This is a genomic window from Tenacibaculum todarodis (genome assembly GCF_001889045.1).
GTDB lineage: Bacteria > Bacteroidota > Bacteroidia > Flavobacteriales > Flavobacteriaceae > Polaribacter > Polaribacter todarodis.
Map to the genome: position 1 here is coordinate 2,340,226 of NZ_CP018155.1, position 21,026 is coordinate 2,361,251.

25 protein-coding genes are annotated in these 21,026 nt (G+C 27.3%); 13 read left to right on the top strand and 12 right to left on the bottom strand.

From position 1 onward, the window contains the following. Positions 1–102 precede the first annotated feature (102 nt). Positions 103–435, top strand: a complete 333-nt coding sequence (locus LPB136_RS10730; RefSeq protein WP_072556326.1) for a hypothetical protein — start codon at positions 103–105, stop codon at positions 433–435. A gap of 61 nt (positions 436–496) precedes the next feature. On the opposite strand, the gene LPB136_RS10735 is transcribed toward LPB136_RS10730, so the two are convergent. Next, a complete protein-coding gene (locus LPB136_RS10735; RefSeq protein ID WP_072556327.1) occupies positions 497–1,756 on the bottom strand; it encodes an MFS transporter in 1,260 nt (419 codons plus the stop codon). A 6-nt stretch (positions 1,757–1,762) separates the two neighbouring features. After that, positions 1,763–2,419 (bottom strand): hypothetical protein, encoded by a 657-nt coding sequence (locus LPB136_RS10740; protein ID WP_072556972.1) that lies wholly within the window; start codon positions 2,417–2,419, stop codon positions 1,763–1,765. Between the two features lie 83 nt (positions 2,420–2,502). Between LPB136_RS10740 and dut the strand changes: the two genes are divergently transcribed. Continuing rightward, complete coding sequence (dut, locus tag LPB136_RS10745) at positions 2,503–2,934, top strand: dUTP diphosphatase (RefSeq protein WP_072556328.1); 432 nt, start codon at positions 2,503–2,505, stop codon at positions 2,932–2,934. Positions 2,935–2,944: 10 nt separating this feature from the next. Then, positions 2,945–3,256, top strand: a complete 312-nt coding sequence (locus tag LPB136_RS10750; RefSeq protein WP_072556329.1) for a helix-turn-helix transcriptional regulator — start codon at positions 2,945–2,947, stop codon at positions 3,254–3,256. A 4-nt stretch (positions 3,257–3,260) separates the two neighbouring features. Here LPB136_RS10750 and LPB136_RS10755 read toward each other — a convergent pair whose 3' ends face one another. Both LPB136_RS10755 and recA read right to left on the bottom strand, forming a co-directional pair. Continuing rightward, a complete protein-coding gene (locus tag LPB136_RS10755) occupies positions 3,261–3,803 on the bottom strand; it encodes a GNAT family N-acetyltransferase (RefSeq protein ID WP_072556330.1) in 543 nt (180 codons plus the stop codon). A gap of 76 nt (positions 3,804–3,879) precedes the next feature. Beyond that, positions 3,880–4,890 (bottom strand): recombinase RecA, encoded by a 1,011-nt coding sequence (gene recA / locus LPB136_RS10760; RefSeq protein ID WP_072556973.1) that lies wholly within the window; start codon positions 4,888–4,890, stop codon positions 3,880–3,882. Between the two features lie 113 nt (positions 4,891–5,003). Between recA and LPB136_RS10765 the strand changes: the two genes are divergently transcribed. From LPB136_RS10765 to LPB136_RS10780, 4 genes are all read left to right on the top strand, one after another. Beyond that, positions 5,004–5,570: a pseudouridine synthase gene (locus LPB136_RS10765; protein WP_204218326.1), complete on the top strand. Its 567-nt coding sequence runs from the start codon at positions 5,004–5,006 to the stop codon at positions 5,568–5,570. Between the two features lie 283 nt (positions 5,571–5,853). Further along, the gene (locus LPB136_RS10770; RefSeq protein ID WP_072556331.1) at positions 5,854–6,363 is read left to right on the top strand and encodes an RNA polymerase sigma factor; all 510 of its coding nucleotides are present in this window, start codon (positions 5,854–5,856) and stop codon (positions 6,361–6,363) included. 59 nt (positions 6,364–6,422) lie between these two features. Continuing rightward, positions 6,423–7,337 carry a FecR family protein gene (locus tag LPB136_RS10775; RefSeq protein ID WP_072556332.1) on the top strand — a complete coding sequence of 305 codons (915 nt, stop codon included), beginning with the start codon at positions 6,423–6,425 and terminating at the stop codon, positions 7,335–7,337. Further along, positions 7,327–9,858 carry a TonB-dependent receptor gene (locus LPB136_RS10780; RefSeq protein ID WP_072556975.1) on the top strand — a complete coding sequence of 844 codons (2,532 nt, stop codon included), beginning with the start codon at positions 7,327–7,329 and terminating at the stop codon, positions 9,856–9,858. Before LPB136_RS10775 ends, LPB136_RS10780 begins: the two co-directional genes overlap by 11 nt. Here LPB136_RS10780 and LPB136_RS10785 read toward each other — a convergent pair. The 4 genes from LPB136_RS10785 to LPB136_RS10795 all read right to left on the bottom strand — a co-directional run bounded on the left by LPB136_RS10785 (position 9,855) and on the right by LPB136_RS10795 (position 12,488). Continuing rightward, the gene (locus LPB136_RS10785) at positions 9,855–10,301 is read right to left on the bottom strand and encodes a GNAT family N-acetyltransferase (RefSeq protein WP_072556333.1); all 447 of its coding nucleotides are present in this window, start codon (positions 10,299–10,301) and stop codon (positions 9,855–9,857) included. The genes LPB136_RS10780 and LPB136_RS10785 overlap by 4 nt on opposite strands. Further along, a complete protein-coding gene (gene rpiB / locus LPB136_RS10790; protein ID WP_072556334.1) occupies positions 10,301–10,729 on the bottom strand; it encodes a ribose 5-phosphate isomerase B in 429 nt (142 codons plus the stop codon). The genes LPB136_RS10785 and rpiB overlap by 1 nt, the downstream gene beginning before the upstream one ends. 605 nt (positions 10,730–11,334) lie before the next feature. Then, entirely contained in the window at positions 11,335–11,508 is a 174-nt protein-coding gene (locus tag LPB136_RS14075; protein ID WP_204218328.1) for a hypothetical protein, read from the bottom strand. Positions 11,509–11,579: 71 nt separating this feature from the next. Continuing rightward, positions 11,580–12,488, bottom strand: a complete 909-nt coding sequence (locus LPB136_RS10795; protein WP_072556335.1) for a diacylglycerol/lipid kinase family protein — start codon at positions 12,486–12,488, stop codon at positions 11,580–11,582. Positions 12,489–12,588: 100 nt separating this feature from the next. On the opposite strand from LPB136_RS10795, the gene rnr reads away from it, so the two are divergent. The 5 genes from rnr to tatA all read left to right on the top strand — a co-directional run bounded on the left by rnr (position 12,589) and on the right by tatA (position 16,759). Beyond that, complete coding sequence (gene rnr / locus LPB136_RS10800; protein ID WP_072556336.1) at positions 12,589–14,808, top strand: ribonuclease R; 2,220 nt, start codon at positions 12,589–12,591, stop codon at positions 14,806–14,808. Between the two features lie 18 nt (positions 14,809–14,826). After that, positions 14,827–15,447, top strand: coding sequence for a hypothetical protein (locus LPB136_RS10805; RefSeq protein ID WP_072556337.1), 621 nt, complete (start codon positions 14,827–14,829; stop codon positions 15,445–15,447). A 3-nt stretch (positions 15,448–15,450) separates the two neighbouring features. After that, positions 15,451–15,774, top strand: a complete 324-nt coding sequence (locus LPB136_RS10810; RefSeq protein WP_072556338.1) for a YbjQ family protein — start codon at positions 15,451–15,453, stop codon at positions 15,772–15,774. A gap of 90 nt (positions 15,775–15,864) precedes the next feature. Next, the gene (locus LPB136_RS10815) at positions 15,865–16,542 is read left to right on the top strand and encodes a head GIN domain-containing protein (protein WP_072556339.1); all 678 of its coding nucleotides are present in this window, start codon (positions 15,865–15,867) and stop codon (positions 16,540–16,542) included. A gap of 34 nt (positions 16,543–16,576) precedes the next feature. Further along, positions 16,577–16,759 carry a twin-arginine translocase TatA/TatE family subunit gene (gene tatA, locus LPB136_RS10820; protein ID WP_072556340.1) on the top strand — a complete coding sequence of 61 codons (183 nt, stop codon included), beginning with the start codon at positions 16,577–16,579 and terminating at the stop codon, positions 16,757–16,759. 196 nt (positions 16,760–16,955) lie between these two features. Here tatA and LPB136_RS10825 read toward each other — a convergent pair whose 3' ends face one another. The 3 genes from LPB136_RS10825 to LPB136_RS10835 all read right to left on the bottom strand — a co-directional run bounded on the left by LPB136_RS10825 (position 16,956) and on the right by LPB136_RS10835 (position 19,383). Beyond that, positions 16,956–17,831, bottom strand: a complete 876-nt coding sequence (locus tag LPB136_RS10825; RefSeq protein WP_072556341.1) for a LytTR family DNA-binding domain-containing protein — start codon at positions 17,829–17,831, stop codon at positions 16,956–16,958. A 110-nt stretch (positions 17,832–17,941) separates the two neighbouring features. After that, complete coding sequence (locus LPB136_RS10830; protein WP_072556342.1) at positions 17,942–18,451, bottom strand: hypothetical protein; 510 nt, start codon at positions 18,449–18,451, stop codon at positions 17,942–17,944. 8 nt (positions 18,452–18,459) lie between these two features. Continuing rightward, positions 18,460–19,383 (bottom strand): SPFH domain-containing protein, encoded by a 924-nt coding sequence (locus LPB136_RS10835; protein ID WP_072556343.1) that lies wholly within the window; start codon positions 19,381–19,383, stop codon positions 18,460–18,462. 136 nt (positions 19,384–19,519) lie between these two features. On the opposite strand from LPB136_RS10835, the gene LPB136_RS10840 reads away from it, so the two are divergent. Further along, entirely contained in the window at positions 19,520–19,918 is a 399-nt protein-coding gene (locus LPB136_RS10840) for a DoxX family membrane protein (RefSeq protein ID WP_072556344.1), read from the top strand. 143 nt (positions 19,919–20,061) lie between these two features. Here the strand turns inward: LPB136_RS10840 and LPB136_RS10845 are convergent, their stop codons facing one another. Beyond that, entirely contained in the window at positions 20,062–20,907 is an 846-nt protein-coding gene (locus LPB136_RS10845) for a class I SAM-dependent methyltransferase (RefSeq protein ID WP_072556976.1), read from the bottom strand. Positions 20,908–21,026 lie beyond the last annotated feature (119 nt).

A 21,026-nucleotide genomic window follows, 5' to 3' on the forward strand; every position in this document is an offset into this window, starting at 1 on the left:
AGGCTTATGAATCTATAATTTTTCTTACTTCGGCTAAAGCAACTTCTTTTTAGAAAAGAACGTGGCTTATTTAAAAAACAATTTAAACTTAAATTAATTATAATGAAAACAATATATACCTCAGCACTTTGTGTGCTGTTTATTGTCGTATCTCTTTCTTTTACATCAATTCAAAAAGAAAACAAAACTATTGCAACTTTTACTGGAGTTACTGAATCTGATTTTTATTCTTTTAAGGATGAAAAAAATATCGAAATTCTATTTTATGATATATATGAAGATGTACAAATAGATCTTTTTGATGATGAAAACAAGGGTAAAAAATTTACCATTACTTGGTTAGAAAAACAAATAGATGAATATGATGACGATGGTGAAGAAACAGGTGATAAAATAACTGTAAAATCTATCACTTCTTTAGAAGTACAATCTTAATTAAAGATTGCATAAAATTAAAAACAGCAAGATAATTCTTGCTGTTTTTTTTATAAAAAAATTACTCTTTTTCGTTTGCTTCTATATCTTCTGTTAAATCTAAATCTCTTAAGGTTGGATTTAAAGCACCTGTGGCAACAACGGTAATTAAGGTCATAGTTCCACCAAAAACAACTGCAACAACTGGTCCTAGTATTTTTGCTGCTAAACCACTTTCAAAAGCACCAAGCTCGTTAGAAGAACCTACAAACATAGAATTAACCGAAGATACTCTACCACGCATTTCATCTGGTGTTTTTAATTGTAAAATAGTTTGTCTAATAACCATAGAAATTCCATCTGCAGCTCCACTAATAAATAACGCTAAAATACTTACCCAAAAAATAGAAGATAAGCCAAAGGCAATAATACTAAGACCAAAAATAAATACAGAAATCAACATTTTTTTTCCTGTATTTTTATCAATTGGAATGTAGGTTGTAATAAACATGGTAACAATGCTTCCTATTGAAATTGAAGCGTTTAAAATACCAAAACCTTCTGGCCCAACTTTTAAAACGTCTTGTGCAAAAACCGATAAAATTGCCACAGTTCCTCCAAATAAAACGGCAATCATATCTAAGGTTAAAACACCTAAAATAGCTTTATTTTTAAAAACAAATTTTACTCCTGCCGATAAACTTTGCATCATCGGTTCGCCAATTTTTTTATTTAAAATTGGTTTTTTCTTGATTAAAAAAGTAAATAGTAAAGACAAAATAACAAGTATAAAAACTAAACATAAAGTTTTGTCAACACCAATCCAACTTATAAAAAATCCACCAAAAAGTGCTCCAGAAACAGAAGCTGTTTTCCAGGTACTTGTACTCCAAGTTGCTGCATTATGATATATTTTTTTAGGCACTAATAAAGCAACTAAAGAGAAAATTGTTGGCCCAAAGAACGAACGTAAAAATCCTCCAAAAAATACCAAAGCGTAAATAGAATATAAAACCGAATTTGTAGACCAACTGCTAGTTATACGCTCTGTAGTTAAGAAAAATAATCCTAAACTAATTAATGAAAAAGCTGCAGTACAAATGGCTAAAAGGTTCCTTTTTTCTCGTTGATCTACAATATGCCCAGCAAATAAAGCCATGGAAAATGCTGGAATAATTTCCATTAAACCAATAATACCTAAAGAAAGTGGATCTTTAGTAATTGAATATACTTGCCATTCTATTACAATAAATTGCATAGACCAACCAAATACCAATAGAAACCTAACGAATAAAAAAATGTTAAACTCTTTTATTCTAAGAGCAGCATACGGATCTTTCATTCGAGCTTATTTTTTTAAATCCATTAGTATAGAAAAAGTATTACTTATTTCATCTTCCTTAACAACTATTGTCATTTCGTTTGTTGTAGAAATAACTTCTTGCACAGCAATATTAGCCCACGCAAGTTGTTTTAAAATAAAATAGTAAATACCTGATTGTTCTAAGTTTCCTTTCGGTAATTTTATGGTAATTGATGCCAAATCTAAAACCGTACTTGTTAATGTTTCATTTTTAAAAAAATCTTCAACAAAAGGTTTTAAACTTGTACTTGTAACAATATTGGTTTCAAAAATACCTTGAGAAATCGTTAAAAAAGTATCTGTTTGTGCTGCTGATTTGGTTAAAATCTTCGCAATTTCTTTTAATAAAGTTGGTGTGTTTTTAAAGGTGAAATCACATAATTCTGATCTAACAATAAAATCACCTAGATTAACGGCTAGCTTTTTTATGTTCTTTCTAATCCTTAAATCGGTTGCAGGAGAAAGCCTATTTATTGCCATCATTACAGCCCCAACCTTAACTTCTTTACGTAAAATTTTAGTTACTTCAGGTAAAATTACTCTTGCTAAAGAAGATACATTTATTAATTTCTCATTAAGCGCTTCTTCAATAAAAGGCGTTTTTCTTATAGTTGCTTCAACAGCTTCTTGTATGGTTTTCATTCTGTAATTTAAAAATAAAACAATTTGTTCAAAATTAAACATTTGCTTTTACTTGAATTGATATATTTGTGAAAACTTTTAAAATGAACGTACAAATTATAAATAAGTCTAAACACGCAACTCCAAACTACGAAACTGAAGGAGCCGCAGGAATGGATTTACGAGCAAATATTGAACAAGCAATAACATTAAAACCTTTAGAAAGAGCCATTATTAAAACAGGTTTATTTATAGCTTTACCTATTGGATTTGAAGCACAAGTTAGACCAAGAAGTGGTTTGGCTGCTAAAAAAGGAATTACGGTTTTAAATTCTCCAGGAACTGTTGATGCTGATTATCGTGGTGAAATTGGTGTAATTTTAGTTAATTTGTCCAATGAAAACTTTATTATTAACGATGGAGAAAGAATTGCGCAATTAATTATTGCAAAACACGAACGTGTAAACTGGCAAGAGGTTACCGTTTTAAGTGAAACTGAACGTGGCGCTGGCGGATTTGGAAGTACTGGAGTTTAAATTTTAAGAGATGTTTAATAAATTATTTAAGTTTTTAAAGGTGGTAAAATTACCTGAAGATAAGCTTAAGAAAATTGAATATTATGAAGAAAAATATCCTTACAATCAGTTAGATTTTGAATTCTTAAAAACTTATAATTTATCAACAGGAGACATTAAAGTTTTGAAGTGTTTTGTTAAAAATAAATCCATTAGAAAAACTGCTGAAGAATTAATTAGAAATTATACAGCTGTAAAAAATCATTTAAAAAATAGTTGTAGAAAAGTTGAGGTTAAAGGTTTTAAAGACTTGATTCTTTTCGTTTATAAAAATCAGAAATAGATTATTAAGATTTAAGTACTTTATAAACTTGGCTCATTTTTCTATATTTATCAAACATAAAGTCAAAATCTAATAATGTATGTGAATGATATTTATAACCTAATTTGTTGTAAAATTGAAAAGCCTGTGGTTGTTCATCCATTGCGTCTAACCAAATAATTGTATAGCCTTTTTCAAGCGATTTTTGGTCTAACCAAGAAAGCAATGTTTTGCCAATACCGTTTCCTTGTGTTTTTGGGTGAAGGTAAATTCGGTGGAGTTTTACTTGTTTTTCTTCGGATAAATCAGCTAATTTTTCATCCCAAATAATTCTAAAATTACCTATAATTTCACCTTTAAACAACACAAAATAGTATTCAGTTTTTTCTTGAGAAAGCTCTTTTAAAATATTTTCTTTTGAATATTGCGTATTTACATACCAAGCGCCATTATCTGTCCAAAAATGAGCATACGCAAGCGGATATACTTCTTTCATCAACCTAAAAAGCCTTTCAGAGTCTGAACTGAAAATAGGTTGTAATTGTATGCTTTCTGTTACTTTTATCATTTCAAAATATAAAAAAACTGCTACAGATTGATTACTTCCGCAGCAGTTTTATAATTATAAAAACTTCTAATTAAACTTATTCTTGATTTTCAATAGCATCTTTTATTTTTCCTTCTAATTCTTCCATTAAATCTGGATTGTCTTTTATTAAGCCTTTAACAGCATCTCTACCTTGCCCTAATTTTGTTTCTCCGTAACTAAACCAAGATCCGCTTTTCTTAACAATACCTAATTCTACACCAATATCTAAAATTTCTCCAACTTTAGAGATTCCTTCACCATACATAATATCAAATTCTGCAATTTGAAAAGGTGGTGCAACTTTATTTTTAACAACTTTAACTTTAGTCATATTTCCTATAACTTTATCGCCATCTTTAAGTTGTGTTCTTCTTCTAATATCTAAACGAACAGATGCATAAAACTTTAATGCGTTACCACCCGTTGTAGTTTCTGGATTACCGAACATTACACCTATTTTTTCACGTAATTGGTTAATAAAAATAACCGTACAGTTAGTTTTAGAAATTGTACCTGTTAATTTACGTAATGCTTGCGACATTAAACGAGCATGAAGACCCATTTTAGAATCTCCCATTTCTCCTTCAATCTCAGATTTTGGAGTTAATGCTGCAACGGAATCAATTACAACAATATCAATTGCACCTGAACGAATTAAATTGTCTGCAATTTCTAATGCTTGCTCTCCATGATCTGGTTGAGAAATAATTAAATTGTCTATATCTACACCTAAATTAGCTGCATAAAACTTATCAAATGCATGTTCTGCATCAATAAATGCTGCAATTCCACCAGCTTTCTGAGCTTCTGCAATTGCGTGTAATGTTAATGTTGTTTTACCAGAAGATTCTGGTCCGTAAATTTCAATAACTCTTCCTCTTGGATAACCACCAACGCCTAAAGCTAAGTCTAACCCTAAAGAACCTGAAGAAATTGCATCTACTTCTTGTGTAACTACATCTCCTAATTTCATTACAGAACCTTTTCCGTAAGTCTTGTCTAATTTATCTAAAGTAAGCTGTAATGCTTTAAGTTTTGCTGCTTTTTCTTTATCTGCTGCTGCCATAAATCTTGCTCTAATTTTTATTTTTAAAAAGTGAGACAATTTACAAAATAATAAATCTATTTTCCTAAAAAATAAGTGTCATTTTTGTAGTATTGTTAACATCAAAAAAATCAATGCAAAAACACCGTCATTTTATAATTCATAAACCTTGGGGAATGATTTCTCAATTTGTAAATCCCGCAAAGCGGAAGAAAAAATTATTAGGTGAATTATACGATTTTCCTGAAGGAACAATGGCAATTGGACGTTTAGATGTTCCGTCTGAAGGCTTACTTTTATTAACAACTGATGGAAAAGTTTCTGCTGAAATTAGATCTCAAAAATACGAGAAAGAATACTACGTACAAGTAGATGGAATTATCACGCAAACTGCAATAGAACAATTGAGAAATGGCGTAGAAATTGGTTTTAACGGAAAAAAATACACTACAAAACCTAGTAAAGCTTTTTTAATTGAAGATCCTAAATTTCCACTGAGAAGTCAAAAAATTAGAGACGAACGCCATGGACCAACAAGTTGGATTTCAATAATTATTAGAGAAGGAAAGTTTAGACAAGTGCGTAAAATGACCGCAGCTGTTGGATTTCCTACTTTACGTTTAATTAGAGTTAGAATTGGTGATATACAATTAAATGATTTAGAAGTTTCTGGTGTTATTGAAGTTGATAATTTAACTTGATATTTATCATATAAAGTAGCAAAACTTGTACTTAGTTTTGTTGTATGAATAATTCTAACACAACTTTATATATAGTAGCTGGAGTAGTAATTCTACACTTTGTAGTTGGTTTTGGTTACCTAATTTATAAGATGACTAAAAAAGAAGATAAGTAGTTCCTACTTAATTAATAAAGCATTAAAGCAATCTAAATTATTAATGTTTCTTGTTTACATATCTAAATAAACTAAACATATAATTAACCTACCTTTGTTACTACGTTTTTTTTTAAAAAACCTTTTTTATGGCTAATAAGTCTCTTTGTAATGAAGTTTATTTTAATGAGTTTTATACTTCTCATATTCAGGATGCTAGTAACTTTGCATACTATAAATCTGGAGATAAAAATACTTCGTTAGATTTAGCACAAGAAGCATTTATAAAAATTTGGGAAAACTGCACTAAAGTAGATTTTTCTAAAGCTAAAGCCTATTTATTTACTGTTGTCAATAACCTTTTTCTTAACAAAGTTAAACATGATAAAGTAGTTTTTGAATACGCAAAAGCTAGTCCTTATTTAGATGTTAATAACCAAAATCCTGAATATTTATTAGAAGAAGAAGAGTTTAAAAGTAAACTTCAAAATGCAATTTCAGAATTAACTGAAGGAGAAAGAGAAGTTTTTTTAATGAATAGAATTGATGGAAAAAAATACAGAGAAATAGCAGAATTCTTAGAAATTTCTCAAAAAGCTGTTGAAAAAAGAATGTCATCAGCATTAAAAAAATTGAGATCAAAAATTGAAGGAATTTAGTATTCTTTTAAAGTAGGGTAAAACACATTATAGTTGTTATATATATAGAAGTACCAAAAATGAAAAACGAAAACGACATTTTAAAATGGCTAAACAGAGAAAACTCTGATGAAGATTTAATGCGTCTAAAAAATACTAAAGAGTTTACTACTTTAGAAAAAATTGCACATTATTCATCTCAGTTAGATACTCCAAAAGTAAATGTAGAAGAAGCATTAAAAGATTTAAAATTAAAAACACAAAACACAACCAAAAAAGGTAAAGTTGTTCGTTTTAATTTTAAAAAACTATACAAATATGCTGCTATTTTAGTTGTTTTATTAACAACTACTTATTTTCTATTTTCAAATAGTAACACTAATTTTAAAACAGAATTTGCACAAACAAAAAACTTTAATTTACCAGATAATTCTGAAGTAATTTTAAATGCTAATTCTGAAATTTCTTATGCTAAAGATAAATGGGAAGAGAATAGAAATTTAAATTTAGAAGGAGAAGCATATTTTAAGGTTCAAAAAGGAAAAAAATTTACTGTAAATACTCAAATAGGAGAAGTAACTGTACTTGGAACACAGTTTAATGTAAAAGAAAGAGAAAACTATTTTGAAGTAAAAACCTATGAAGGTTTAGTAAGTGTTACCTATAAAAATACTGTTGTTAAATTACCAAAAGGAACCATTTTTAAAGTAGTAAATGGTAAAATAGATGCCACAAATACTTTTGATATAAATGAGAAATCTTGGTTAGAAAAAGAGTCCAATTTTAAAAGTACCGCTTTACGTTTTGTTTTAGAAGAAATAGAAAATCAATTTGGATATACTATAGAAACTAAAGATATAAATTTAGACATATTATATTCTGGTGGTTTTACACATAATGATGTAAATAATGCATTAAAATCTATAACAATTCCTTTACAATTATCTTATAAAATTGATGGTAAAAAAATTACTATCTTTAACTATGATAAATAAGTTATCGTTTTTTTTTATCAGTTTTATACTTATAACTAGTATAACTTTTGGTCAGAACTCTTCTGATAAAATTGCACTGTCTTCATTATTATTGAATTTAGAAAAAACGTATGATATTAAGTTTTCTTATTCAGATAATGATATAAAAAACGTTACTATAACGCCACCTAAAAAAGGGTTATCGCTCCAAGATCTCCTATCTTATTTAAACACAAATACAACTTTACAGTTTAATACTTTAGACAATAGATATGTAACTATATCTTACTTAAATAAACTTATTTCCATTTGTGGTAGCGTATTTAATGCAACAAATTTAGAACCTCTAGTTTTAGCTTCTGTAAGAATAAATAATTCTAAAATAGGAACTGTAACTAATGAAAAAGGTGATTTTTATCTACAAAATGTACCTGTAAATGCCAAAGTAAGTATTTCTTTTATTAGTAATAAAACCAAAGAAATATTGGTGAAAGAATTATTTTCTTCTGGTGGTTGTAAAACAATTTATATAGAAGAAGAAGTTGAAGAATTGTCTGAAGTAAGAATTGCACAATTTTTAACTTCTGGTTTACAAAAAAATGTAGATGGAAGTACAGTTTTAAACACAGAAAAATTTGGAATTTTACCTGGTTTAATTGAACCCGATATTTTAAAAACAATTAAAATTTTACCTGGAATAGAAAGTGTAAACGAAAGTATTTCTAATATTAATGTTAGAGGTGGTACAAACGACCAAAATTTAATGCTTTGGGATGGAATTAAAATGTATCATTCTGGTCATTTTTTTGGCTTAATATCAGCTTATAACCCTTATTTAACAAAGAAAGTTGCAGTAACTAAAAATGGAACAAGTAGTGCATTTTCGGACGGAGTTTCTTCAACAATAAACATGCAAACTTCTAATAGAATTACAAATAAATTTTCTGGAGGTGGTGGTTTTAATTTCTTAAGCGCAGATGCTTTTTTAAGAGTTCCTATTAAAGATAATATTGAGTTTCATGTTTCCGGAAGAAGATCTTTTACAGATTATTTAAATACACCAACATATAATAATTATTTTGCACGTAGTTTTCAAAATAATTCGGTTGCTTCTAACTCAGAAAATGATGCTGATTCTAATTTTTATTTCTACGATTATTCTTTTAAATTCTTATACGATGTAAATTTTAACCATGCTATTAGAGCTAATTTTATTCACATTAAAAATAGTTTTGAATTTAAAGAAGAATACACTTCTAATAACAATACTATAGAAGAAAATAGTAATTTAATACAAGAAAATTTAGGAGCTAAAATTAATTGGGAAGCAGATTGGAGTTCTAAATTTTCTACAAATTTATCGGCCTTTTTCTCTGATTATAGAATTAATTCTTCAGATTATAATAAGGAAACAGAACAATTTCAAACACAATTTAACAACGTTTTAGAAACTGAAATTAAATTACATTCTAAATATGAATTTTCTGATGTTTTTCATTTTACAAATGGTTTAGTATTTAATGAAATTGGTATTAGAAATACCACTACAGTTAATGCTCCAAGTTTTTCTAAAACATTAAAAGAAGTGTTATTAAAAAGTGCTTTTTATTCTGAAATTGAATATCAAAAAAACAAAACTTATGCAAGATTTGGGTTTAGAGTAAGTCATTTTAATAAGTTTAATAAATTCATTTTAGAACCTAGAGTTAACATAAGACAAAAAATAAATTCAGAATTTTCATTAAAACTAGAAGGTGAATTTAAAAACCAAACTACTGCCCAAAAAATAGATTTTGAAGATAATTTTTTAGGTATAGAAAAAAGAAGATGGATTCTTTCTGATAACGATAAAACACCAATAATTAAAAGTAAACAAGCTTCCTTTGGAGTAGCATATTCAAAGAATAAACTAATTTTAGATATTACAGGTTTTTATAAAAAAGTAAGTGGAATAACAGCTGCAAATCAAGGATTCTATAACAATACTCAAACTTTTAATTCTATTGGAAATTACGAAACAAAAGGAGTAGAGTTCTTAGTAAATAAACAAGCTAAAAATATTAGTACTTGGTTAAGTTATACCTATTCTAAAAACGATTATGAGTTTGATATTTTTAATCCTCAAACATTTTCTAATAGTTTAGATATTACACATTCTTTAAGTGCCGCTTTTAACTATAGTTTTACAAAAAACTTTAAAATTTCTTTAGGTAATGTTTTACGTTCTGGTAAACCTTTTACCAAGCCTATTAAGGGTAATGAAACTATACAAAATGGAAACAACACTATTGTAAATTACGATAACCCAAACAAAGAAAGGTTAGATAATTTTTTTAGAGTTGATGTTTCTGGAAGTTATAAATTTAAATTTTCTGAAGCAATAAAATCTACAATACGTATTGGTTTTACCAATATTACTGATAGAAAAAATATTATTGATTCTTATTATATTGTTGATGAAACAGCAGAAAATAATGTGAGACGGATAGATAATTATTCTTTACCTTTTACACCAAATTTAAGTTTTAGAGTAAACTTTTAATTCGGATTTAAATCCATTCTAATATGTGGAATTCCGTCTTCTAAATATTGCTCACCTATTTGTTTAAAACCGTGAGTTTCATAAAAATTCTTTAAATACAATTGGGCAGATATTGTAATTTCTTCAACTTTAAAATAAGTATTTACAGCTTCTATTGAGGCTTTCATTAAATGATGTCCATAACCGTATTTTCTTTCTTCAGCAGCTACAACAACTCTACCAATACTAGAATTATCAAAATAATCTCCAGGTTTAAATATACGTGTATACGCAACTATTTTATCGTTTTTAAAACCTAAAATATGTAAAGACTTTTGATCTTTATAATCAATATCTTGGTACACACAATCTTGTTCCACAACAAAAACTTCTGAGCGTAATTGTAAAATAGCATACAACTCATTAATAGTTAACTCTGTAAAGTTTTTTACTGTAAATTTCATTAACAAGAAATTTTATTTACTCTATTTGCATGTCTTCCTCCTTCAAATTCTGTAGCAAGAAAAATATCTACAAAACCTATAGCTTGTTGTAAAGACACAAAACGTGCAGGAATTGTAAGTACATTAGCATTATTATGTTGTCTAGTTAATTCAACTAATTCATTATTCCAACACAATGCAGCTCTAATTCCTTGATGTTTGTTTGCTGTCATTTGTGCGCCATTTCCGCTTCCACATAAAATAATACCCATTGCTGCTTTACCACTTTCTACAGCATTAGCTGTTGGATGAATAGCATCTGGATAATCCATAGAATCGTTAGTATCGGTTCCAAAATTGATAACTTTATATCCTTTTTCTTCTAAATGTTTTATAATTTCGAACTTGTATTGTGTTCCTGCGTGATCGTTACCAATAGCGATTGTCATAATAGATTGATTTTAATTGTGTTGTATGGTACAAAAATACAGAAACTAACGGTTATCAACAGTTATAAACAATCAAAATTTTAGCATTTTTAATAACTCTTTAGTTTTTAAGTTTTTAACGTTTTAAGAGAATGTTAAGAAGTTGTAATGAGAAACTCGTAACTTTATTTGGTGAATCTAATTTTTATTTCAATACAGCGGAGCTAAGCACATACACAACTTTTTTTATGAGTTTTTCATAAATGTTTATCAACATAAAATTTACAATTTATTTACATAGATTGGTTTGTTAACTATTAAGAGTTTTTAGTTAATTGCTGTTTATAACTATTGTTAATAACTACATTTTTAAGTTGATTTTTAAGCTTTTAAATAACTCATAAAATGTAAATGGTTTTTAATAACTCACATATTAAAATAAAAAATAAGAATTTTATAGTAGCTATTAACACACTATTATAAACATCATTTGTTTTTTAAAATTTATAAAAGAAAAATAATTATAATATAGAATGTTGATAACTGTTAATTTGATTCAATTTTAAAAATGAAATACTTTTCAATTTCAAGTCTTTTAAAAAAATCAGAATTAAGTTTTAGATAATTTATACAGTCTTCTTTTCAACTTTATAAAGTGTAAGTGAGTCTTTTTGAATCTCAACAGTTTCTATTGGAGTAGCTTTTTTATGCAACGAAGTATTTATAGTTATTACAGTAACAAATATTCCTGCAATAAATATAAATGCAAATAAAGCGATGATTTTACGTAGATTTTTCATGTTAAAAAATGTAACTCCTTTCTATAAAGACGAATACATTTAACAAACGTTACAATTTTATTAAGATTTCTTTAACGTATTACAAACTTAATAGCTTTTTCTTTTATTGAAACCGTAACAATTCCAGTTCCTATTAACTCACCATCTACTTGTATAAAAGGTTTATCAGCTGTTTGCGGTATTATTTTTAATTCTTTAGTAAGATAAGTCTCTACTTTTTTATGATTGATAATTTTACCGTTATATAACTTCGGAAGATTAAAAACTAAATCTAACAAACCAATATTTTTAGCAATTGTTACATCAAACAAACCATCAGCAGCGTTTTTATAATCAGTCATTTTCATTCCACCTCCAGAAAATTTACAAATCCCAAATAAAGTCATTAAACATTTAGTTTCAATAATTTTATTAGCAATTTCAATTTTAAAGGTTGTTTTTTTATAAAAAAGTAAACCTGCAATTCCGCTTAATACGTACGAAATTGATCCAAAACGTTTTAACTTATTTAATTTATTAACAACGTAACCATCATAACCAATTCCGGCAATATTATTAAAATAAGTGGTTGAATTTTCTAATTTTAGAACCCCAATATCTTGTAAAATTATTTTCTTTTTTTCTATAATTTCAACTGCTTTTTCTATGTTTATTGGTATGTTGTGGGTTTTAATCCAATCGTTTCCAGTACCAATAGGAATCACTGCAACTGTTATTTCAGAAGTTTTTACATATCTTTGCGTCATAATTCCGTTTACTACATTGTGTAGTGTACCATCTCCACCAACGGAAATTATATTTCTATAACCTTGTTGAATAGCAGTGTGTACCAATTCAATTTCGTGTTTAGAATGTGTTGTATACCCAACAGAAAAATCGATGTTTTTTTCGGTTAATAACTGCGCAATATCTTTCCATTTTTTAGAAAGTTTTTTATTTCCTGAAGTAGGATTTGCAATTACAAACCAAGAATGTATCATAAATAATAACAAATAATTCAGCCAAAATACATAACTATTATTTAATAGTAAAAATGATTAATTAATTGTACTTTGGAAGTGATAAATAGAACAATAATAAATGTCAAAAAAGAAAAACAAAATTTATAAAAAGAAAGGAAGAATTATTAAAGACTTAACTAAAAATATCTTTAAAATTCTAAATGAAGACACTAATAAACAATACAACTACAAACAAATTGCTGCTAAAATAGGTATTGTAGATACTGATGGAAAAACGCAAATTCTTAAAAAATTAGCAGAACTTACTGCAACCAAAAAAATAAAAGAAGGCGATAGAGGAAAATATCAAATTAACAAAGATCGTAAATATCATATAGGAACTTTAGATTTAACATCTAATGGAAATGGATATTTTATTTGTGATGATTTTGAAAAAGATATTTTTATTCCATCAAACAATCTTGGTAAAGGTTTACAAGGCGATACTGTTAAAGCTTATGTGTACAGTAGACGTAAAAGTAGCAAACAAGAAGCAGATGTTGTAGAAATTTTAGACAGAGTAAAAACCGAATTTGTGGGAGTTTTACAACTCAATAAAAACTTTGGTTTTGTAGTACCAGATAACAATAAAATGTATGCCGATTTATTTATTTCACAAAATAAATTAAACGGAGCAGAAGACGGCGATAAAGTGTTGGTCAAAATGATTGACTGGCCAGAAAATTCTAAAAATCCGTTTGGAAAAATTACCCAAATTCTTGGTAAACCAGGAGAACATAATACGGAAATTCATTCTATTTTATTAGAATACGGTTTGCCTTTTGAGTTTGAAAAAGAAGTAGAAGAAGATGCCGCAAAACTTCCTATAGAAATTACCGAAAAAGAAATTGCAAAACGTAGAGATATGCGTAAAGATTTAACCTTTACCATAGATCCAAAAGATGCAAAAGATTTTGATGATGCATTATCATTCACAAAATTAGAAAATGGTAATTATGAAATAGGAATTCATATTGCAGATGTTTCGCATTATTTACAACCAAAAACTATTTTAGATGATGAAGCGTATGATAGAGCAACATCAGTTTATTTAGTAGATAGAGTTGTACCAATGTTACCAGAAGTACTTTCTAACGGTGTTTGTTCTTTACGTCCGCATGAAGAAAAATTAACATTTTCTGCAGTTTTTGAATTGAATGAAAAAGCACAGCTTGTAAATCAATGGTTTGGTAGAACAGTGACCTATTCTGATCAGCGTTTTGCGTATGAAGAAGCACAATCAATTATAGAAAATTGTAAACTTTCTGATGATATTAAGCCGTATACAATGCCGCTTGATATTTCAATAATTGATAAAGAATATGAAGTTGCTCCAGAAATAGTTGAAGCTACTTTAAAATTAGATGAATTGGCTAAAATTCTTCGTAAAAAACGAATGAAAGATGGCGCAATTTCGTTTGATAGAGTAGAAGTGAAGTTCAATTTAGATGAAGATGCAAATCCGGTTGGCGTGTTCTTTAAACAATCTAAAGATGCTAATAAATTGATTGAAGAATTTATGTTGTTAGCAAATAGAAAAGTTGCCGAATTTATTGGATTTTCTAAAGGAAAACCAACTAACAAAACATTTATTTATCGTGTACACGACGAACCAAATGACGAGAAATTAGCAGCTCTACAGAACATTATTAGTAAGTTTGGTTATAAGATTAACACAGAATCTAAAGAAACCACTACAGCATCTTTAAATCAGCTTTTAAAAGATGTTAATGGTAAAGCCGAATCTAATATGGTAGAAACGCTTGCAATTAGAACCATGAGTAAAGCTGCTTATACCACACAAAATGTTGGTCATTATGGTTTAGCTTTTGATTATTATAGCCATTTTACATCTCCAATTAGACGTTATCCAGATGTAATGACGCATCGTTTATTACAACATTATCTTGATGGAAAAGATGCTCCAAAAGCAGATTTATATGAAGAAAAGTGTAAACATTCTTCTAAAATGGAAGAATTAGCTTCTAAAGCAGAACGAGATTCTATTAAATACATGCAGGTAAAATACATGCAAGATCATAAAGATGAAGAATTTGAAGGTGTAATTTCTGGTGTTACTGAATGGGGAATTTACGTTGAAATTAAATCGAATAAGTGTGAAGGAATGGTTAGAATTAGAGATATAAAAGACGATTATTATATTTTTGATGAAAAACAATACGCCGTTGTAGGGCAATCTTCTAATAATATAATTCAATTAGGAGATGATGTTGTTGTAAAAGTTAAACACACCGACTTGGAGCGTAAACATTTAGATTTTTCTTTAATTTCACATTAAAAAAATATACAATCAACTATGAAAAAATGGATTATAAATCAATCTGAAACAACTAACTTTTATTTAATTCTTACCGAAAAATCTGTTTGGTTAACTGAAAAACCAAAAGAAGTAAATATAGATGAGTTAATTAACGATAAAAAATTAACTGAAGTACGTATAGAAAGATATGTAGATGATATTAAAGAATTTATTTTTATTGACACAAATTCAACTTTAGAAATTAATTTAAAAGATGATGATAAAGAAGATATTGAGTTACCTTTAGAATCATCAATTTATAATGAAATTAAATCTTTTTTAATCCCAAATCTTAAAGATACAAAGGTTAAAGATTACTCGCTTATAAAACAAATTCAACCAGCAGTAATTGGAACATTAATTTTTGGTGCTATAACTTATTTTTTACACACTATTGCGTTAAGTCTTCAAAATGGTGAAGAAATAAGAACATCAGGTAGAAGAGGTTTAATAAAAAAGATATTTGTTGGTATTGCAGATTTTTTAGGTCCAACAGGATCTTTAATTATTGGAGGACTCGTAACTTTATTTTTTATCTATATACTTATTAAAACCATAAGTAAACCACAACAAGGAAAAGTAATTAAAACAAAAAGTTTTACTGAATTAAAATTTTAAAACATGATTTTAACAACAACAAACAATATAGAAAACCATAAAATAGTAGATTATTTAGGTATTGTAACTGGTTCTGCTTATGATTCAAGTTATTCATCTAATGGAACTAAAATGTCTTTTAAAGACATGTTTAGCATGTCTAAATATTACGAAAAATATACTTTAGGTTTAGAATCTATAAAAGAAAAGGCATTTCAAAATTTAAAAGACAATGCCATAAAACTAGGTGCAAACGCAGTTGTAGGTATAAATTTAGATGTAGAACCTTTAGCAAATTCTGCTACTTTACTAGTTTCAATTACCGGAACAGCTGTTAAAGTTCAATAAATTAGTTTCAATTCACAATATTTTATAATATTTGCCATTAAAATAAATGGTACAATAATTGGTTATGTATAGTAACTAATGAAATTAAATATGAAGAAATTAGCAATAATAAGTTTGTTTTTGATTGCCGGAATAGCATCAGCACAAACAAAAATAACAAAAACTATAACAGATTTTTCTGAATTAAAAGTATACAACGGTATTGAAGTTGAACTTATAAAATCAGATAAACAAGAAGTAGAAATCACTGGAGAAAAAGCAGAAAAAGTAAAGATTAGAAACAGTGGTAATACTTTAAAATTTTCTTTAAAATTTCCAGAAACATCAGCAAGTGGAAAAGTTCAAATTAAACTTTTCTATAACAAAAAGATTGCAATTATTGATGCAAATGAAGGCGCTGTTATTACAGGAAAAGAAATAAGCCAGCCTCAAATTGAAGTAAAGGCTCAAGAAGGTGCTTTTATCAATTTAGTGGTTAAAACGAAGCATTTAAAGGTTAAATCTTCTTCTGGAGGAATCTTAAAACTATCTGGAACAACTAAAAACCAAGAAGTAGATGTAGATTTAGGTGGAGTTTATCATGGTTATAATTTAGAAGCATCAACAATGTCTATTATACGTGCAGGTTCTGGTGCAAAAGCAGAAGTTAAAGCAAGTGAAACATTAGACTTAAAAGTAACTTTTGGAGGTTCTATTTATTATAAAGGAACACCAGAAGTTTTAAAAGATAAAAAAGTAATTGGTGGTGTTATAGAACAGCGAACTTAATTTACTATCTTTGTAGCGTTAAAAATTAGAACAAATGAATACATTTAATATACTTTTTGGATTTATTGGACCATGGCAAATTGCTGTAGTTGTAGTATTAGTTTTGTTAATGTTTGGAGGAAAGAAGATTCCAGAATTAATGAGAGGTTTAGGTAGCGGAATTAAAGAATTTAAAGACGCTACTAAAGAAGATGAGCAAATTGAAGATAAAAAATAACTACTTATTTTTATCTTATTAAAATAAAAAACCCAACCTAATTAAAGGTTGGGTTTTTGTTTTTTGTATTTTAAACAATATCCCCCAATATTTATTTAAATACTTATGTCTACAAATATATACCTACTAAATTAGATATATAAATGTTTGTTACAAATAGGACGCTTTAAGCCCTTTTTGGGATAAATGGGAATACTTATTTTAGTAGTTTTTGTAAAGACTGTTTAGAAAAACTTCTTGATACAGGAATGTCCATAGGAATAATATCTGATTTTAAAATATAACCTCTAGCATTTCCTTTGATATCTATTATAAAATTAGCGTTTATAATATAAGACTTATGGCAACGTATTATGTTTGGGTAAATTTTTAATTTTTCTTCTACTTTATTTAAAGTTACCCTTAATATCTTTTCTTTTATTTCTTTCTCTTTTCTTAAAAATAAACTTGCATAATTTCCTTGAGAAGTTATATAAACCAAATCATTTATATTAAATGAAATACTTTCTTTTTTATTTTCTGAAAATATTTCAGCTTTTAAATCCAGTTCTTTTTTCTCTAATTCTCTTTTCTCTTTATTGTATTTATTTATATCATGGGCTCTCCTTTCTCTTTTTTCACGTACATTTTTTTCATTTATAAAGATGAAAAACACTACTGGAATTGTACCAACTAAATAAGTATATTTTAAGAAAGTTAATAAGTTTAGGTTTTCAAAATTTTCTGAACTTTTAATATTACTACTTAAATACCATATAAGAATACCATTAAAAAAAATTCCAACTATTATTAGTAATAAGTTTCTACCAATTGTCCAATTATCTTCATTAAAATAAGTCTTAAATATTAATGCAGGTATATATAACACAAAAAACACTCCGAAGAATGTTATTAAACCTATTGCTGAAGTGTATTTTAATAGTAAACCTTCTAATGATATTAAATTAAACGGTTTAAATAAATATAAAAAAATGAATACAAATAACCCTATATAAAAGCTAATTGTAATTTTAAACTTATTAGAAGAATTAAAATAATAAGGTATAGATAACCAGTCTAATATTTTTTTCATGTATATGAATATAAGATGCTAAATTATTAAAATCTTATGTGTTAATATAAAAAATCTCCATCAATTCTATAATTATAGAATTGATGGAGATGATTAATATTTTGACTATTTTATAATTTTTCAGTTGTCATTTCATCTTTAGGAATATTTAAAGATGTTTCAAAATTTGGTAATATTTGATCTAAGACAACTTTATTTTTCATTTTCTCTGCTTCAATAAACCACCATTTTTTTCCTTCATCATCATAAATACCTAGTAAAAAACTTTTAGATTTAATCCTCATATGTGGCATTTTCATCTGATTAAGATTTTCAATATAACATCTATATTGACCTTGTTCCTTAACAATTTCAGAAACAGCTACAACATCAGCCTTTTCAAATATAAAACCTTGTCCTTTCATATTTTTAAAAGCTATTTCAATTATATTTAAAGCCTTTTCTTTTCCTCCCATTAACTTAGTTACTGAAGGAAGCGTATGCTTTAAAACTGTATTAAAATCTTCACTAAGTGTAGCTTTTGACGTTATTTTAGCATCTCTTATAGCATCTTCCTTTGTTTGAGAAAATGTAGTAAAACTTACTAATAAAGCTATTATTATTAATTTTAAATTGTTCACTTTTCTTCTTATTTATCTAATTTCTTAGGTTTTTGCTTCTTCATTGCTTCACCAATTTGGTTACTTGCAGTAAAACTTGCAACCATATCGTTTAACATTTGACTTCCCGCTTGCGGAGAATTTGGTAATAAAATTAAGTTAGAGTTTGTTTCTTGTCCAATAGACTGTAACGTATCATAATGTTGCGTAACAACAATTAAAGCTGATGCTTCTTGAGAATTGATACCCACTTTATTTAAAACTTCTACAGATTCTTCTAAACCACGAGCTATTTCACGTCTTTGATCTGCAATACCTTGTCCTTGTAAACGCTTACTTTCAGCTTCGGCCTTTGCACGTTCAACAATTAATATACGTTGTGCATCTCCTTCAAACTGAGCAGCAATTTTTTCACGTTCAGATGCATTAATACGGTTCATTGCTTCTTTTACTTGTGCATCTGGGTCAATGTCTGTTACTAATGTTTTAATTATATCGTAACCATAAGTCATCATTGCATCATTTAATTCAGATTTTACAGCAATTGCAATGTCATCTTTTTTAACAAAAACATCATCCAATTTCATTTTTGGAACTTCGGCACGAACAACATCAAACACATAAGAAGTAATTTGATCGTGCGGATAATCTAATTTATAAAATGCATCATACACTTTTTCTTTAATTACTTTGTATTGTACCGATACTTTTAACTTTACAAAAACATCATCTAATGTTTTTGTTTCAATTATTACATCTAATTGCTGAATTTTTAAACTTAATTTACCAGCAATTCTATCAACCAAAGGTATTTTAAACCTAAGACCTGATTGTCGAATACTTTCAAATCTACCAAATCGCTCAATAATTGCAGCAGTTTGTTGTTTTACAATAAAAAATGATGAGAATATAATAATAATCCCAATAAAAATAAAAGGTGCTAAAAATACCATAGTTAATTTTTTTATTTAGTTAATAAATGATTTTTTGTAAAGATACTGAATTCCAGTAGTTAATTATTTGACGCATTATTTTAAAAATGTTACATTTTGATTTTTAAATATTTATTTTTGCTGAAAACCAAACTCAATGGAAAACATACAGAATTACATAACAGAAATTTTAATCTTACTTTTTTTAATTGTTACTTTTTTACAATCAGGAATTGATAAAGTTACAGATTGGCAAGGAAACGTATCTTTTATTAGAGGACACTTTAAAGATTCTCCTTTAGAAAAATTTACTTCAATTTTAGTAGCTATTATTTTAGTGATGGAATTAGTTGCAGGTGCAATGATGTTGGTAGGAATTTTTCACATAATTACAACTGGAGATTCTAACGTTGCTTTAATTGGAACAGAACTTGCCGCTTTAAGTTTAATATTTTTATTAATAGGTCAACGTTTAGCAAAAGATTATGCTGGAGCTATGACATTGGCAGTTTATTTTATAATTGCAATTTTTGGTGTTTATTTATTAAATAATTAAAATTTATATATAATCACTGTTTTAATAAATATTTTTTATTAAAAAACCCTTTAAAACAATCGTTTTAAAGGGTTTTCTTTTTTCGGTAATGTATTTGTATGTTTTCTTATTTAACTTTAAATTAAAGTGTAAGTAAATTGATTTTACTTGTTTTTTAAGACATATATAAGAGAAGAATACTCATTAGTTCGTTTTGCTCTTCTGTTTGAAGTAAAACCAATCCAAAATGCTTTAAACGGATTCATCTTCCCGTTTTTATATTTTTCTGATAAAAGCGAAACATAAAACGAATCGAATTTCATTGGAAGCGTTTTTACTACTTTAATATTTTCCTTGGAAAATAGTTTAGAAATTGAGGTTTGAGAAAAGTGCCAAAGATGTCTTGGAACATCAAAAGCTGCCCAATGTTTTTTGTAGTGATTAGCATCGTAACTTTTATAGTTTGGAACTGCAATAATTAAAGTTCCGTTTTCTTTTAAAAGCTCTTTTAATTGTTTAGTGTATTCTTGTAAATTTTCTACATGTTCTAAAACATGCCAAAGTGTAATAACATCAAACTTTTTGTTTTTTAATGCTAATATATCTTCTTGTAAATTGATGTTTTTTGAAACTGCAATTTCACGTGCTTTTTTATTTGGTTCAATTCCTAAAACCTGCCAATTATTATTTTTACAAGTTGCTAAAAAATCTCCTGTTCCAGCACCAATATCTAGAATTGTTTTTTCTTCAGAATTGAATGAATTAATCAATTTCAATTTCTTTTTTAACGTGTAGTTTTTTACAAGTTGATACACTTTTTCAAACACACCTTTTTTTCCGTCTGTATGAGAAATGTAATTTTCACTTTCGTAATAACTCGATACGTTTTTAGGAACAGGAATTGTAACTAACATATCAAACTCTTCATTTTTTTCAAGTTGAAAAACTTCTTGAGAAACTGAATAATCTTTGGTTGTTAAATACGGTTTTGTATTGTTGTAAAAGTTAATTGTATTCAAATTAAAATATAAGATGTTCCACGAGGAACATTCATTTTTTTAAACATTGTTTTGTCATTCTGAACTTGTTTCAGAATCTTTTTTATTTTAACGAAAAATAAAGATGAAAT